The organism is Catelliglobosispora koreensis DSM 44566, from assembly GCF_000379685.1.
Lineage (GTDB): Bacteria > Actinomycetota > Actinomycetes > Mycobacteriales > Micromonosporaceae > Catelliglobosispora > Catelliglobosispora koreensis.
This window is the reverse complement of record NZ_KB903283.1, coordinates 285,216-300,551: the sequence shown is the minus strand read 5'-3', so window position 1 is coordinate 300,551 and position 15,336 is coordinate 285,216. Positions and strand designations below refer to the sequence as shown.

Here is a 15,336-nt window from a genome sequence, read left to right as displayed (position 1 = left end):
AAGGAGGCAGCCATGTCTGTGATCATGATGTTGCGGGTTAAAGCCGACGCCGACGAACTCGAAAAATACGCCAGCACTCACGCCGAACAGTTGCGCCGCATCGCTGACGAGGGCAAGAGCAGAGGCGCTATCCACCACTATTTCGCCGCCGCCGATGGTGAGGTCGTCGTCATCGACGAGTGGCCCACGGAGGAAGCCTTCCAGAGCTTCTTTGACAGCCAGAAGGAAATCCCGGAAGTCATGAAGGGCGCGGGCGCCAAGAGCCAGCCGGAGATTAAGTTCTACCGGAAGCTCTCGACACCAGACGAGTTCTAGGCCGTCTCGGGAAAGTGGCAGGCGACGAGACGCCCGGCGACTTCGGTGAGAGCAGGGCGTTCGGCGTGACAGCGGCTCGCGGCTTTAGGGCACCTGGGGCTAAACGCACACCCGGCCGGCGGATTAGCCGGGCTTGGCGGATCGCCTTGCAGCACCATCCTTTTGCGGGCGCGTTCGGCGACCGGATGGGGTATCGGGACGGCTGACAGCAGGGCACTCGTGTAGGGATGTGCTGGCGTGGCATAGATCTGCTCACGGTCGCCGATTTCGACGACGCGGCCTAGGTACATGACCGCTATCCGCTGGCACACGTGGCGTACCACCGCGAGATCGTGGGCGATGAAGATGTAGGACAGTCCGAGATCCCGCCGCAGATCGCTCATGAGGTTGATGATTTGGGCCTGGATGGAAACGTCCAATGCCGACACCGGCTCGTCGGCGACAATCAGCCGTGGGCGCACGACAAGTGCCCTTGCTATCCCGATGCGCTGCGCCTGCCCGCCGGAGAACTGGTGCGGGTAACGGCCGGCGTGCTCTGGCGCTAGGCCAACCCGCTCCAGGATCTCCTGCACTGTCTTGCGCACGTTGGCTTCTGGGCGCAGGATCTTTAGCGGAGTACCAATGATTTCCCCGACCGTGTGCCGGGGGTTGAGTGACGAGAACGGATCCTGGAAAATCATCTGAATGTCGCGGCGCAAGGGCCGTAGCTGACGGGCGCCAAGGCGGGTGATGTCCTTGCCGTCAAAGATGATGCGGCCTGCGCTCGGTTCCAGCAGCCGCATGAGCATCCGCCCGGTCGTGGACTTCCCGCACCCGGACTCTCCCACCAGACCAAGCGTGTCTCCGGCTTGGACAGTCAGGCTGATCCCGTCGACGGCACGAATCTTTCCTTTGCGGAACGTTTTCGACAGTCCCGTAACCTCAAGCAGCGTCACCGGTTCGCCTCCAGCAAGTGACATGCGGCGTGGTGCCCGCGGCTGGCGATGCGCCATGCGGGACGCTCGGTCGCGCAGGGCAATTCGCTGGTTCGCTCCGTGCAGCGGGGATGAAACCGGCAGCCCGCTGGCGGGTTCAGCAACGAGGGTGGACTGCCCTGGATGGGGATCAGCGGGCTTTGGGCGTCACCGTCAAGCCGTGGAAGGCAATTCAGCAATCCCCGGGTGTACGGATGCTGCGCTCGCGTGAACACCGGGATCGCTGGGCCTTGTTCGGCAGCCGCTCCCGCATACATGATCAGCACCTCATCGGCGATCCGTGCGACCACTCCGAGATCGTGCGTAATCATCAGCACGGCCAGGCCGATTTCTTGCTGGAGCCGGGCGATGAGTTCCAGGATCTGTGCTTGGACGGTGACGTCAAGCGCGGTTGTGGGCTCGTCGGCGATGAGCAGTTCCGGTTCGCACGCGAGCGCCATCGCGATCATCACCCGTTGCCGCATGCCGCCCGAGAACTGATGTGGATAGTCGGCTAGCCGCCGCCGTGGCTCCGGGATGCCGACCTGTGCCAGCATGTCGGCGGCACGCACGCGGGCGGCTTTGCGGCTGGCACCAAAGTGGAGGCGGTAGGCCTCAGCGATCTGCTCGCCAACCGTGTACGCCGGGTGCAGTGACGACAACGGATCCTGGAAGATCATCGCCATCCGGCGCCCGCGCAGCCGGCGAACCTGGTCCTGAGGCGCACCAACGACTTGGATGCCATCGACCCTGATCGAGCCCGAAACGGTGGCGTCGCGGTGCAAGCCCATGATGGCCAGGCTCGTGACCGACTTTCCTGAGCCGGACTCCCCCACGATGCCAAGCGTTTTGCCCCGCTCAAGCGTGAACGACAGTCCGTCCACGGCGCACACATCGCCGGGGAAGGTGACGCGAAGGCCGGAGACTTCGAGCAGGCTCATGCGTAGCGCACCTTCGGGTCGATGACGGCGTAGAACAGGTCCACCAAGACGTTGAAGAAGGTGATGAAAAACGCGGACAGCAGGGCCACGCCCATGACCACGGGCTGGTCAGATTTGTTGATGGCGTCCATGGTCAGCTGTCCGATGCCGGGCAGCCCGAACACACTTTCCGTGATGATCGCTCCGCCGAGCAGGGTGCCGACGTCCATGCCGAAGACGGTCACGATCGGGGTCAGCGCGGAACGCAGGCCGTGCTTGACGACGACGGTGCGCTCGGGAAGCCCTTTGGCGCGTGCGGTTCTGACGTAGGGCTCGGCGAGCGTCTCAATCATCGACGACCGCGATAACCGTGCGTAAAGTGCGGCGTAAAGCAACGCGAGCACCGTCCACGGCAGAATCAGGTTCTGCGCCCAGCCGGCGGGATCGTCCGCGAGCGCGACATAGCTCGGGAAGGGCAGCCACTCGGCGACCTGCACGACGAGGTACAGGGCCATGAGCCCGGTGAAGAACACAGGCAGCGAAGCGGCAGTCAGCGTTGCCGCCATCAGCGAGCGATCGAGGAAACTGCCCTTGCGCAGCGCGGAAACGATCCCGGTGGACAGCCCCGCGAGGAGCCAGAGAATCGCCGCACCGGCCGCGATCGAAACCGTCGTGGGCAGACGGTCGAGCAGCAGGTCCCACACGGGACGGTTGGTCTGGTAGGAAAACCCCAGGCACGGAAAGTCGCAGCGCACCGCGAGCTCGCCCGTGCCAATCGTGCGGCCGCCAGCGATGCCACCGATGTAGTCCGCGAACTGCTGCCACACCGGTTTATCCAGCCCCATCTGCTCGTGCAGCATGTCAATGCGTTCCGTGGTGCAGCTCTTGCCGCACGCTTGTAAGGCCGGGTCACTGGGCAGCAAGTAGAAGATGGCGAAGGTAACCGCGCACACGACCAGCAGGACCAGCGCCAGCCCCACCAGCCGGCGCGCTAGATAGGCGGCCACTAGTGGCTTCCTTTCGGGTCGAGGGCGTCGCGCATCGCGTCGCCGAGCAAGGTGAACGCGAGCACCGTCAGGAACAGGCACGTTCCGGGGATGACGAAGAACATGGGATCCACCTGGTACCAGGACATGGCCTTTTGCAGCATCTGTCCCCAAGACGGTGTCGGCGGCTCCACCCCGATGCCGAGAAACGACAGCGCCGCTTCGGTTCCGATGTTGGCCGGAATGGACAGGGCCGTGTAGACGAGGATCGGGGCGAGCAGGTTTGGCAGGACTTCCCGCAGCAGAATCCGCACATTGCCCTGTCCCCCAGCCCTGGCCGCTTCGACGAACTCGCGGTGGCGGATCGAGATGGTCTGGCCGCGAACGATGCGGCCAATGTAAGGCCAGCCAAAGAATCCGATGACGAGGATCAGCAAGAGCATGCGATCACCGCTGGGCAGAACAGACACCAGCGCGATCATGAAGATGAGCGACGGAAACGATAGGACAAGGTCCATCACGCGGCTGATCGCGGCGTCGAGCCAGCCGCCAAAGAAGCCGGCCACCAGGCCGAGCAACGTTCCGATGACGACGGAAACGGCGGTCGCCAGCAGGGAGATCAGCAGCGAAACCCTGGCACCATAAAGGATCCGGGCGAGCAGATCGCGACCGTTGACGGGTTCGACACCCAGCCAGTGTTCGGAGCTGATGCCGCCGAAGGCACCGAGGGGCGGTCCGCCCAGCGCTTTGTTGATCTTGTCTTCGTGAAAGTCGTTGGGGCCGTTGCCCGTCATGGCCGAGATGACGGGCGCGAGAATCGCGAGCAGCACGAACAGCACGACGATCGCCAGGCCTACCCGTGCTCCACGGTCAGCCCAGATGCGTGCCGTCAAGCGCCGCCACGAGGTGGTGGGGACCGCCTCGACAGCGGTCCCCGTTACGAGCGTTGTCATGCCACCGAAACCGCGGCGTAGTCGATCTCGCCCTGCCAGATCGGGTGCCCGAACGCACCGGTCACCTTGGAGCCAAACAGAAGCGGCATCTTGTCCCACACCAGCGGGATCACCGGCATCAGCGCCACGACCTTGGTGTCGAGCTCGCCCCAGGCCTTCTGTGCCGCGATCGGATCGGTCATCGCCAGGATCTCATCGACCCGCGCGTTGATGGCCGCATCGTTGAGCTGGCTTCGGTTCTGGTTACCCTTGGGCTGAATGTTGCGCCCGTCGAACTTCTGCGGAATGAACGACGCGCCGTTGGGCCAGTCCGCGCACCAGCCGTCGAAGACCAGCTCATCCTGCGACGCTGGTGTGCCGATCGTGGAGTAGTAAACCGACGGGTCCACCGTGTGGATTTTCACCTTGACGCCGATGCGTGCCAGAGACGACTGCACCGCTTCGGCTTCAGCCTTCCCCGTGTCGCTGGACGTTGTCGTCAGCGTGATCTCAAACCCGTCTGGCTTACCGGCTTCGGCCAATAGTTGCTTGGCCTTAGCGACATCGCCGTCGGGTGGTGCCTGGAACGCATTGTTCTTCACGCCTGCCGTCATCGACGGTGGCATGTAGGACGACGCGAAGTCGGCGACCGCCTCACCACCGTGCGCGGTCCGGTACGACTCACGGCTCAGTCCAAAAGCGACCGCCTGACGCGCTTTGAGGTTGTCGAAGGGTGCCTTGGACGTGTTGAAGGCCAGCATCCGGGTGCAGATGCTGGGCTCGGCGATGTAGCGCGCCTTGACCTTTGGGTCACTCAGCACGCGCGGCATGCTGGCCGCCGATAGCCCAGACCACGCGACAGCGGTCTGATCCGGTCCCTGGTCGGCGATCAGCCGTTGCTCGATCGTCGCCGCCGACAGTCCTTGCTTCATTTCGATCCGGTCCGGCAGAGCCTTGCGAATCGGGTCGGTCGCGGCGTCCCAGTGCGGGTTACGAACCAGGATCAGTTCCTTGCCCCGGTCGTACTTCTCAATCTTGTACGGGCCAGAGGAGAAGACGGCGTTGTCGTACTGAACACCAGTGTCCTTCGCCTTCGGCACGGGAGCCGACGTCGGCAGGGCGAGCACGTAGTCGAGGTCTGCGGTTGGCTTCACCAGCTTGAAGACAATCGTCGAAGCGTCGGGCGTCTCGATGGAAGCCAGGCCATTGGCGTCCTTGTAGGGGCCCTGGTATTTGTCGCCGCCAACCAGCATGTCGCGCAGGTAACCGGCGCCTTCCTGAAGCTCGGCCGAGAAAATGCGCTCGATGCCGTATTTGATGTCCTTGCTCGTGACCGCGCTTCCGTCTTCGAACTTGATGCCCGGACGCAGTTTGTAGGTCCAGGTCTTGTTGCCATCAGTCGGCTTGCCGAGTTCGGCGGCGATGTCGGGGAGCACTTTCGTGCCCTCGGCTCCGGGCGCGGCGGCGTAAGCGGTGAGGGTGCGGTACAGCGTCCGTCCTCCAAACAGGACATCGCGCATCGTCCAGTTCTGGGCCGGGTCGAGGTGGGCGAAGTCCGCGGTGGCCAGCACCGTCAGCGTCCCGCCCTTACCGCCGTGGCCTTTGCTTTCCGGCGCGGGATCGGTGCCACACGCGGCCAGGCCCACGGCTAACGCCGCCCCCGCCGCGATGAGGGGGATCTTTATCATTGCGCGCTCCCAAGAATTCGTGGTGTAGCGGGCGACGCTAACGACGGTTCGCCCTGCGTCCCAGCGGATTTAATGCTGTCTTGACCTAAGGGCGGTGCGTGTTATGGGTGCCATAACAAACAGCGGCTGGTTCGGTCAGGTCATGACCGAGCCAGCCGCTGTTCCGTGCGTTAGTAGGTAGTGGTCACCGTGACGCCGGAGAAGGCGCTCGCGGCGTGCAGGCTGATGTAGCGGTAGCCCGCGGCCGGGTTGTTGATGGTGAGCGACTCGCTGTTGCCCGCGTTGGTGGAGCGGGCCGTGTACGCCGTGGAGGTCGCCCACGTGTCGGCGTTGTAATACAGGTCGGCGTTGCCGGTGCCGCCAGCTGACGTGATGCTGAGGGTGGAAACCCCGGCGGGCAGGTAAATCCAGAAGTAGGCCAGGCCGCCCGCGTTAGCGGATACGTTGCTGCGCTTGCAGTTCTTGCCCAGTGCTTGCAGGTTGGGGTCGGTGCACTCGGACACGCCGCCGCCCCCGCCACTGCCGGTGTTCAGCGTCCAGCTATTGATGTAGCCGACATCATTGGCGGCCGCGTCTTGGACCCGCAGCTTCCACGCCCCGTTGGCGGCCTCAGACGAGAGGTTCACCGCATAGGTCTGGTTGATGTTGTCAGTGGAACCGCCCGTCCGGTTGTGCAGCACGTAGGTGCTCCCGTCGGGCGCGACCAGCGAGACGACGAGGTCACCGATGTAGGTGTGCACGATGTTCACCGCGACCGTGCTGGTGCTCAGAGCATTGCCAGCACAGTTAGCGACGGTCAGACCGGATTCCACTGTGGACAGATCGGCGATGGTCACGTCATTGCTGTTGGTGACCGCCGTGCAGGTTCCGGGCGTGCCACTGAGCGTGCCCAGCCAGGTGCTGAAGTCGGCGTCATAACGCGTGCCAATGGTGGTCTTGAGCAAAGTCCGCGCCGCGGCCCAGTTCCCTGACCGGTAGTGGCCCAGCAGCGTCATCACGTCAGGCCGGTGCTTTTCCAGCATGTACCGCACGCCAAGGTAACCCCAGCGGTAGATGCGGTTGACATCGAACGGTTCGTAGGTGGTGTCGAAAAGCGTGCTCAGGCTGAACGTGCGCTTGCCCGCCTCAGCGATCGCGGCGGCGTAGACCTCACCACGGTAGTGGTAGGAGATGTATTCAGCGAAGCCTTCGACCCACATGACGGTCGGTGTGGACATGCCCGCCTCGAAGTCGCCGTACATGTTGTACCGGCCGTCGAGATAGTGGGTGTACTCGTGATTGAGGTTCCAGATCGCGAAGACCGGACGCAGCCACGTCGCCTCGTAGGCTACGAAGTTCGGCTGGTTGCCCGGCACCGAAGGATCGCCCTCCAGATACATGCCGCCGTTGTTGGTGTCGATGCCGAAAATCGCGCCGGCGTAGGTCTGGTAGTCCTCATCGGAGTCGAAAACGTTGATGCGGATGTTCGTGTTGTGGTCGTTGGCCACCGGCGTGCTCGCGTTGGAGCCGCTGGCGTTGTGGAAGAACGAGTCCTGGTTCTGCACGCTCTGGCACGTCGCCGCTAGTTCGGCCGCCGACATTTGCTGGGCCCAGATGGTGTGCCCCGGGTCGCAGTTGTGCCGGACCGGCAGTGCCGCGGCGGCTAGCCGGGACGGCAGGTTGCAAACGTTGTAGTAAGCGCAGTTAGCGCCATCGTAGTAGTCGACCATGCCTGCCACGCCGACCCACATCTTCGCGGTCGGCCCGGTGATGGAGGAGCTGTCGAGCCGTGCCTTAGCCAGCGGCCGGACCTTGGCCTTGAGCGCGTCGTGCTGAACGAAGCGGGCCATCTCGCTGCCAGCGGCGGCGGGAAGGTAGCCGTACTCGCCGCCGAGCAGACCGGAGTGATTGACAGCGAAGGAGTTCATCGTGTCCACGATGGACGGATCGGCGATAACCGCGTTGACGAAGGCGGGATAGAAGTTCCCGCGGAACGTGCAGAGGAAGACGTTGAACGCCGCGGTGCGCATCCAGTAGAAAGCGTTCCAGGAACTGTTGTAGCCGTTGAGGATTCTCTTGTACGCGGCCAGATAACGGTGCTGCAGTTCGGCACTGTCGCTGAGGGTCACCGTCTCGGCGAGGATCTCGCCGTGCGTGTCGTTGACGTCGAGCAGCCGTGAGCTGGCGAAGAAACTGTCCAAGCCGGACTGAACGGGGCCGGTGACCGCCGCTGTGTACGAGGGAATGCTGCCGCTGTTGTTCTCCTGCACGTAGAAAGCCGCCCGCAGGAACATGACCAATTGCAGCGTGCTCGTGGCGTTGGTGCCCGGATAGCTGGGCGTGTTGTCCCGGTAGGCGGTCGCGATCGTGACCACCTGAGACTCTTTGAAAGCACCGACAGCGGCGCTGCCGGCGTAGTTGAACAGCGTGTAAAGGCATTCCGAGACCGCTGAGGCTTTGACGAACGCCACCAGAGCCGAGCCGGTACGCGAACTGAAGTCCGCCGGCGTGCAAGTGGCCTGAGCGCTGAACCGGGCGACGGTTTCGCGCGACTCAGGGGAAACCGGGGGCAGCTTGTCGGGCGTCAGCCGCTTGGCCTGATGGCCGCCCGGCTTACGGGCGTCGGCGCCTGGTGCGGCCGCGGCGACAGGGGCGATCGCCGCCGCCCCCGCGAACGATGATGACGAGGCGATGACCTGCACCGCCGAAGCCACCAGCGCGGCAGTGAGGATGACTCTGAGAGACTTCTTCATGGCCGGCGACGCTATGGAGCGTTCGCGGGGAGTTCGAGCGCATTTAACATTGACTTTATGCGCGGACGCGGATGTTATGACCGCACATAACATCGACGTGCGTGGCTTGCCGAGGCGTTAACGGTTTGGTCGGATCGCCGTATGCCCCCGAACCTTCTCCTCGTCGCCGAGCACGGTGCCGGAACACGCGTGGGACGGGTTCTCAGCGAGGCGGGCCATCAGGTCGAAGTCCGGCACACCCGTGCCGCCGCCTGTTCCGCCCTTGAGGAAACGGCTGTTGACCTCACCCTGGTCGATCCGCGCCATTCTGAAGTGGACAGTGTTGACGCTGTCCGGGCTATCCGCACCCGCACTCCCGCGCCGATAGTGCTCATTGACCCCGGCCCGCCAGCAAATCTTGACGCGTTTCTCGCCGCGGGCGCCGACGACTTTCTGTCCGTGCCGTTTTCGGCGGTCCAGCTGCGCAACAGGGTCAACGTCGCCCTGGCCACCCGTCATGCGCGGCCCGAACAACTGCTCGGCGTCGGCGGCCTGACCCTGGACAAGGCGCAGCGCTTAGCCTGGCTCGACGGCAAGCCGCTAGGGCTTTCGCGCCGCGAATTCGACCTGCTGGCATGCCTGGCGACCCGTGCTGGAGAGGTCGTCTTGCGCGCCGAGCTCGCCGTCGCGGTGTGGCCGGAGTCAACCGCCGACCTCGACCGCACCATCAACGTGCACCTGAGCTGGCTTCGGCGAAAGCTGGGTGACACCGCCGGCCGGCCGCGCTATTTGCACACCGTCCGTGGCGTCGGGTTAAGGCTGGGCTTCGAATCCGGTACGGCGCTTACGTAACATGCCCCTTCCCAGCACAATGGTCGCCATGAAGCTGGAGCTGCGGCACCTTCGGATCCTGTGCGCCATCGCTGAGGCGGGAAGCCTTGGCAATGCCGCACTGGCCCTCGGGTTCTCGCAACCTGCGCTGAGCACCCAGCTGAGCCGGCTGGAGCGCTTGCTCGGCGGCACCCTGTTCACGCGCACCAATACCGGGGTGGAACTCACCGCGCTAGGACAAGAGGTGGTCAGTGCCGCGCATGACATCCTCGCCCGGGTCGACGCTCTCGTGCAGCGTCCCTCCTCACCTTCCAATGTGGACGGTCTGACGCTGCGGCTCGGCGGGACCATCACCCCGGTGCTGCCCGGTCTGGTGACCCAGATCAAAAAGGGTCATCCCGAGGTGTCGGTGGTGGTCAAGAGCGAATACGCCATCGCCACGTTGCTGGAGATGCTTGAGGCCGATGTCATCGACGCCGCGCTGGTGCTGGACTTTCCGGGCCGGGAACTGCGCGATTCCGATGCGGTCGTGAGCCGTGCCTTCGCCACCGAGCCGGCCTTTGTCGCGCTGCCGTCGAACCATCCGCTCGCGCAACGGGTGGAGGTGCCGCTAGCTGAACTGTCTGACGAGGCCTGGTTCATCACTCCCGATGACGGCGCGGGCTGGCCCGACATCTTCTTTGACGCCTGCACCCGGGCTGGCTTCTCGCCTAAGCGGACGCACGTGCTGCTAGACGAGAAAAACCTGATGAACTTCATCGCCTCCGGTGTCGGCATTTCGGTGTGCCAGCCAACCATGCGCCCTGTGTACGGCGTGACGGTGAAGCCGATCCAGGGTTCACCGATCCGGCTGCGGCAACTGCTCGCGTGGCGGCGCGACGGCCCAGCGGCACCGCTCGCGCCGTTGCTGCACCGCTACGCCGCCGACACCTACCGTCAGCTGATCATGCAGACACCGCACTATCACGCGTGGAGTCAGCGTCACCCCCGTGCCTGAGCCTCAGAGCTTGCTCATCCACGCCTCCACATCCGCCGCGGTGCGTGGCAATCCGTCTGAGAGGATCCGGTACCCACTGGAGGTTATGAGAATGTCCTCCTCGATGCGGAATCCCATGCCGCGCAGCTCAGGTGGGATCAGCCCGTCATCTGGCTGAAAATAGATGCCCGGCTCAACCGTGAGCACGTGGTTTTCAGCCAGGGTGCCGTCGAGGTATTCCGATGCGCGCGCCTTGCCACAGTCATGCAGATCCAGGCCCAGCATGTGCCCCGAACCGCACAAGGTCCACCGCCGGTAAACGCCGGTCTGCAGCGCTTCCTCAACCGGGCAAGGCAAAACCCCAAGATCTCCAAGACCATTCGCTAGTACTGTCATCGCCGCCCGGTGAAAATCACGGTATGGACGGCCCGGCTTGAGCGTCTCTAGCGCGGCGTCATTGGCGGCCCGGCACAACTCATACAGGTCGCGCTGCAACGGAGTAAACCGGCCCGAGATCGGCAAAACCCTTGTCACATCAGCGGTGTAGAGGTTTCTGTTCTCCACTCCCGCGTCCAGGAGCAGCAGATCCCCGTCCCGCAACGGACCGTCATTGTCGATCCAGTGCAGCGTCGCCGCGTGCGCACCGGAGGCGACGATGGAGTGATAGCCGACATCATTGCCCTCAAGGCGGGCACGTTGCCAGAACACACCCTCCAGGTGCCGCTCCCCCAGCCGCTGTGGCATCGCGCGCACGACGTCTTCAAAACCACGGGTGGTGATGGCGACAGCGTCCTCAAGCTGGGCTATCTCCCACTCATCCTTGACGAGCCGCAGTTCCGATAGCACGGCCTCGAACTCATCGTCACTCGTCACCTCGCCTTCGAACGCGTCAAGGTGACGGGTCGCGATGCCAAGGCGCGCAGATGTTTCACCCAACGTCGCGCGCCGTCCCGCCCACAGCTCGCCATACCTGCGGTCCTGGTAGAACTCACCAGTGTCGCGAGGTGACCGTGGCCGCAGGTAGAGCGTGGATTCCCCATCCGCCTCGATGACCACCACACCATCGCTCGACTGATCACCGGTCAGCCAGACATAGTTCGAATCCGCCCGGAACCGGTAGTCCTGGTCGTTCGCGCGCTGCTTGAACGTGCCCGCGGCCACGGCTATCCGCCGGCCCAAGGCCGAGGCGACCCTGGCCCGGCGCCGGGCTGCCCACGGCGCGACGTCGTCGAGTGCAGGCTCCAATGTGGAGTCAAGCCACCCGGTGCGCATGAATGCTGACAGCTGATCAGTGACCGGAAAGTCATGGCTTCCGGTGCGGAACTTGGTCATAGGACCATGCGATCAAAGCTGACAGTGCGCAATCAAGCTGTCACGGTCACTGTTAGGCCGCCCATAACACCGCCCGAGCCAGGTAAAGACGACATTAAAAGCCCTTGGGCGCGTCAATTGACATGGCGGCCTACGCTCCCTCACATGAACAACTTCACCAAGGTCCTGCGCGGCTACGACCCCGCTGAAGTGGACGCGGCCGTCGCCGAGTTCGAGCAAGCTGAGCTCTCGCAGGACCCCCTCCGCAAGGCGGCAGCCCTGCAATCGTTACGGCAGAAGAAGTTCACCGTCCGCTGGAGCGGCTACGACCGCCAGCAAGTCGACCTTGGTCATGTCGCGCAACCTCCAGATCCTCGCGCAGTAGCCTGGTCGCATTGGCCATTGGCGATCATCGTGGGTAAGGAAATACTCTGAGCGCGTGCCGGCGACCCGCGCCCCGCTGCTTCTCGTTGCTGACGGAAACAGCTTGCTCCATCACGCCCACCATGCGGCGGCGATAGAGGGGGCGCGTGATCACATTGGACGGCCGGTTTGGGCACTAAAGGGCCTGGTTGGCTATCTCGCGCGGGCTGCGGCCCAGTTGCGGCCAGACGCGGTAATCGTCGGGTTCGACTGTCCTGATTATTCGGCACGTAAAGCTCAGTATCCGCCTTATCGGGCAAGCCGCCGGGCCACGCCTAAAGACCTCGCCCACCAGATCGTCGAGGGACCAGATCTGCTGTGGGCGGCTGGCGTGTGCACAGTGTCGCCGCCAGCTTTCGAGGCTAGCGACGCGCTGGCCAGTTGTGCCGAGCAGGCGAGGCTGCGCGGCTGGCAGTCGGTGCTGCTGACCGCCGACCGTGACGCTTTTGCCTTGATCAATGAATCGACCTCGGTCATTCGCATCCGCAACGGTGGATTCGATAGCGCGGTGATGGTCGACGCCCCGCGATTGGTTAACACGTGTGGGGTGCAACCCTGGCAATACCGTGACTATTCAGCCCTGCGTGGCGAACCGTCTGACAATCTGCATGGTGTCAGCCGTTTCCGGGCAGCGACAGCGGCACGCCTGCTCAACGTTTTCGGCACCGTTGACGCCGCCTGGGCCACTATCGATCGTGGCGACACGCAGTCGGTGCGGGCCGCTGTGGGCGAGCTGGCCGCTGAGCAGCTCGGCATCCCGGAGGCACGCGACATCGTCGACCGCAACCGCAGCCTGATGAACCTGCGTGTCGCACTGCCGATGCCGAAGCTGGAAACGGCGATGCTGCCGCTTGACCCTGGCGCGGTGAACAAGGTCCTGTCGTCGCGTGGCATTGAGCTTGACGCGCCGTTGTGGGCGCTGACCAGTCCCGCTGACCCAGCGAAGCCCACCGTGGAGAAGCCTCCCGCTGTGCGCAAAGCACGCCGTAAGGCACGCGAGCAGATCCCCGGTCAGCTCTCGCTGTTCGAGATCAACGGTTGAGCAACGCGATCAGCCCATCGGCGATGCCGCCACGCCAGCACGCGAAGTCATGCCCGCCTTGGTATTCGCGGTAGGTGACGTCAAAGCCATGCTGCCCAAGGACTTTGTGAAGATCCCGGTTCCCCTCGACGAGGCCATCCTCAAGCGCTCCGGCCTCAAGCCAGAACCGCACCTGCTTGTGGCCAGCCGCCGCCTCAGCGATGACGCCGTCTCCAGATAGCTGGCCCTCCTCGGTGCCCGGCCACCAAACCGACGCCGATTGACTGAGCACGTTGCCGAACCGGTGCGGTGCCTTTAGCGCGATGCTAACCGCGGCGAGACCACCGAGGCTTTGCCCGATCAGGACCGTCCGCGATGCCTCCGTCGTCCCCCCGAAATCCTTGACAAGCAACGGCATCAAATCCTCCATGAGGTACTGGAGGTGAACCGCCGGATACGTCAGCCCGCGCACCCGCGCCGGACCGAAGGGATAGCCAGCCATCGCGGCCACGAAAGGTGGCACAAGCTCTTCCGCGATCAGGTTGTCAAACGTCGCCGTGATGCCGATAGGCACCCAAGCCTGCGCGTCAAACATGACGACAACCGGCAACGGCCCGCCAGGGGCGACTGGCGGGGAATACACGTGCAGCGATGACGGCCAGTCCCGTCCAGTCACCAGTTCCTGAACCGTCCCCTGAGCGACCCCTGCACGGTGCTCCCACCACGGCTGCGGCGAGGCACCCGGCATTTCCAGAATCGATGCCGCGCGGGAGTTTCCGTAGACGGGGCCGATCGTGTTGGGCACGGCTGGATCGGGCACGCCTGTCGCGATCACCTTCATCCAGCCGTCCTCGTCCAATCCGGACGGTGGGATGCGGAAGTCCCGCGCCGGGCAGAACTGATAGCTCGTCCGCACCTCGTCAGGCAGCTCAACGGTTCCCGTCCACTGACCGCTGGCGTCTGCGCGCTTCAGCAGATAAGGGCCAAGCTCGCGGGTGTCGTAAACATTGTCAAACCCGATGAGGCGAACCAGCACATCTTGTGCGGGGTGGCTGGGATCGCTTTCCTGCCAAGTGAACTCAAAGGTAGACACGGCCGTCACGCGTCCGCGGGCTGGAATAGCTCGACCGGATTTCCGGACGGATCGTCGAGGAGGATCTGACGTCCACCGGGTCCTTTAATGATGTCGTTGCGGAACGTCACGCCCGCTTCCCGCAGGCGTTCTACTTCGGCGCCGATGTCATCGACGATGAAATGAAGCCGGTTCCAGCCACCTGGCCCCGGCTTGCGCCCGTCTGGCATCGCCCGGCCAGCCGAGCTTTTCGGCCCGGCGAGCAACAGCCGCAGATGGCCCCGGGTCACATCGGCGAACGCTGGCAACGCGGTCATGTTGACGGTGAAGCCGAAGTGGGTGGTGTAGAAGTCGACGGCGGCCTGGACATCGTCCACCATGTACCGGACGCAGACCATGTCACCTGACGCGATGCTCATGATTCCTCCACAGTTGAGACGGGCAAGATGCGGTGCAGCAGAAAGCGAATCCGGCTGTCCACTTCGGTGGCGGTGCGCTGAAACGCCGGATAGCCGTCGGGCTCTTTCGACGGGTCGGGCATGCTCCAGTGCACGGGCTGCGGCCCACCGGGAAACTCCGGGCAGACCTCCCTGACGCGGTCACATAACGTGACCACATAGTCGAACCGCTCGTCCTTGAACTGCTCCAAGTGCTTGGAGCGGGCCGCACTCAGGTCGATGCCGTGCTCGGCCATCGCCGTGATCGCGTGCTCGTGTACCGGCTTGGGGTCGTTGCCCGCACTGCGCACGTGCACGGCTTTTCCGGCTGCCTTGCGCAGCATCGCCTCGGCCATCTGCGAGCGGGAACTGTTGCCAGTGCACAGGAACAGCACCCGCACCGGCGCCTTGCCTCGTCGAGGTGCCGGCGGTTCGGGCCGGGCGAGCAGCAGCGCCGGGTGCAAAGCGCCGCCGGCGGCAGCCAGCAACTGACCGCACAGGGCGAGGTCGACGCTGTAGTAGGTGTCGCGACCGTCAGCCGAGCTGCGCCGGGTCGTGACCAGACTCGCCTTGCGCAAGCGGCCGAGGTGATAGGACACGAGGTTCTGCGGCTGACCCACTAACGCCGTCAGCTCGTGCACCTGCCGGTCGCTGCGGGCGAGTTCGCCCAGCAGCCGCCAGCGCAACGGGTGCCCGGCTAGGCCAAGGAATACGGGCGGCTCATCGCTCACATCGCGATAATACATCAAATCAGTTTGAT

General features: G+C 64.2%; 15 protein-coding genes. 5 read left to right on the top strand and 10 right to left on the bottom strand.

The window, feature by feature from the left end:
- Positions 1-12 precede the first annotated feature (12 nt).
- Entirely contained in the window at positions 13-315 is a 303-nt protein-coding gene (locus A3E1_RS42275) for a hypothetical protein (protein WP_020523918.1), read from the top strand.
- Here the strand turns inward: A3E1_RS42275 and A3E1_RS0127010 are convergent.
- From A3E1_RS0127010 to A3E1_RS0126985, 6 genes are all read right to left on the bottom strand, one after another.
- The gene (locus tag A3E1_RS0127010; RefSeq protein WP_020523917.1) at positions 312-1,250 is read right to left on the bottom strand and encodes an oligopeptide/dipeptide ABC transporter ATP-binding protein; all 939 of its coding nucleotides are present in this window, start codon (positions 1,248-1,250) and stop codon (positions 312-314) included. The two genes, A3E1_RS42275 and A3E1_RS0127010, sit on opposite strands and share 4 nt — an antisense overlap.
- The gene (locus A3E1_RS0127005; RefSeq protein ID WP_020523916.1) at positions 1,247-2,209 is read right to left on the bottom strand and encodes an ABC transporter ATP-binding protein; all 963 of its coding nucleotides are present in this window, start codon (positions 2,207-2,209) and stop codon (positions 1,247-1,249) included. Before A3E1_RS0127005 ends, A3E1_RS0127010 begins: the two co-directional genes overlap by 4 nt.
- Complete coding sequence (locus tag A3E1_RS0127000) at positions 2,206-3,195, bottom strand: ABC transporter permease (RefSeq protein ID WP_020523915.1); 990 nt, start codon at positions 3,193-3,195, stop codon at positions 2,206-2,208. Before A3E1_RS0127000 ends, A3E1_RS0127005 begins: the two co-directional genes overlap by 4 nt.
- Complete coding sequence (locus A3E1_RS0126995; RefSeq protein ID WP_020523914.1) at positions 3,195-4,127, bottom strand: ABC transporter permease; 933 nt, start codon at positions 4,125-4,127, stop codon at positions 3,195-3,197. The genes A3E1_RS0127000 and A3E1_RS0126995 overlap by 1 nt, the downstream gene beginning before the upstream one ends.
- Positions 4,124-5,794 (bottom strand): ABC transporter substrate-binding protein, encoded by a 1,671-nt coding sequence (locus tag A3E1_RS0126990; RefSeq protein WP_020523913.1) that lies wholly within the window; start codon positions 5,792-5,794, stop codon positions 4,124-4,126. The genes A3E1_RS0126995 and A3E1_RS0126990 overlap by 4 nt, the downstream gene beginning before the upstream one ends.
- A 170-nt stretch (positions 5,795-5,964) precedes the next feature.
- Positions 5,965-8,526: a peptidase gene (locus A3E1_RS0126985; protein WP_020523912.1), complete on the bottom strand. Its 2,562-nt coding sequence runs from the start codon at positions 8,524-8,526 to the stop codon at positions 5,965-5,967.
- Positions 8,527-8,667: 141 nt separating this feature from the next.
- Here A3E1_RS0126985 and A3E1_RS0126980 point away from each other — a divergent pair, with 141 nt between their 5' ends.
- Both A3E1_RS0126980 and A3E1_RS0126975 read left to right on the top strand, forming a co-directional pair.
- Positions 8,668-9,357: a response regulator transcription factor gene (locus tag A3E1_RS0126980; RefSeq protein WP_020523911.1), complete on the top strand. Its 690-nt coding sequence runs from the start codon at positions 8,668-8,670 to the stop codon at positions 9,355-9,357.
- 28 nt (positions 9,358-9,385) lie between these two features.
- The gene (locus A3E1_RS0126975) at positions 9,386-10,333 is read left to right on the top strand and encodes a LysR family transcriptional regulator (RefSeq protein ID WP_040391999.1); all 948 of its coding nucleotides are present in this window, start codon (positions 9,386-9,388) and stop codon (positions 10,331-10,333) included.
- Between the two features lie 3 nt (positions 10,334-10,336).
- Here A3E1_RS0126975 and A3E1_RS0126970 read toward each other — a convergent pair whose 3' ends face one another.
- Complete coding sequence (locus A3E1_RS0126970) at positions 10,337-11,644, bottom strand: aminopeptidase P family protein (protein WP_020523909.1); 1,308 nt, start codon at positions 11,642-11,644, stop codon at positions 10,337-10,339.
- A gap of 144 nt (positions 11,645-11,788) precedes the next feature.
- On the opposite strand from A3E1_RS0126970, the gene A3E1_RS0126965 reads away from it, so the two are divergent.
- Complete coding sequence (locus A3E1_RS0126965) at positions 11,789-12,058, top strand: DivIVA domain-containing protein (protein ID WP_020523908.1); 270 nt, start codon at positions 11,789-11,791, stop codon at positions 12,056-12,058.
- Positions 12,059-12,062: 4 nt separating this feature from the next.
- A complete protein-coding gene (locus A3E1_RS0126960) occupies positions 12,063-13,088 on the top strand; it encodes a 5'-3' exonuclease (RefSeq protein ID WP_020523907.1) in 1,026 nt (341 codons plus the stop codon).
- Here the strand turns inward: A3E1_RS0126960 and A3E1_RS0126955 are convergent.
- Genes A3E1_RS0126955 through A3E1_RS0126945 form a run of 3 tightly spaced genes read right to left on the bottom strand, consistent with a single transcriptional unit; the run spans position 13,078 to position 15,307 of the window.
- Complete coding sequence (locus A3E1_RS0126955) at positions 13,078-14,160, bottom strand: alpha/beta hydrolase-fold protein (protein ID WP_157631753.1); 1,083 nt, start codon at positions 14,158-14,160, stop codon at positions 13,078-13,080. The genes A3E1_RS0126960 and A3E1_RS0126955 overlap by 11 nt on opposite strands.
- A gap of 5 nt (positions 14,161-14,165) precedes the next feature.
- Positions 14,166-14,558: a VOC family protein gene (locus tag A3E1_RS0126950; protein ID WP_020523905.1), complete on the bottom strand. Its 393-nt coding sequence runs from the start codon at positions 14,556-14,558 to the stop codon at positions 14,166-14,168.
- The gene (locus A3E1_RS0126945; RefSeq protein ID WP_245571386.1) at positions 14,555-15,307 is read right to left on the bottom strand and encodes an arsenate reductase/protein-tyrosine-phosphatase family protein; all 753 of its coding nucleotides are present in this window, start codon (positions 15,305-15,307) and stop codon (positions 14,555-14,557) included. Before A3E1_RS0126945 ends, A3E1_RS0126950 begins: the two co-directional genes overlap by 4 nt.
- Positions 15,308-15,336: the final 29 nt, after the last annotated feature.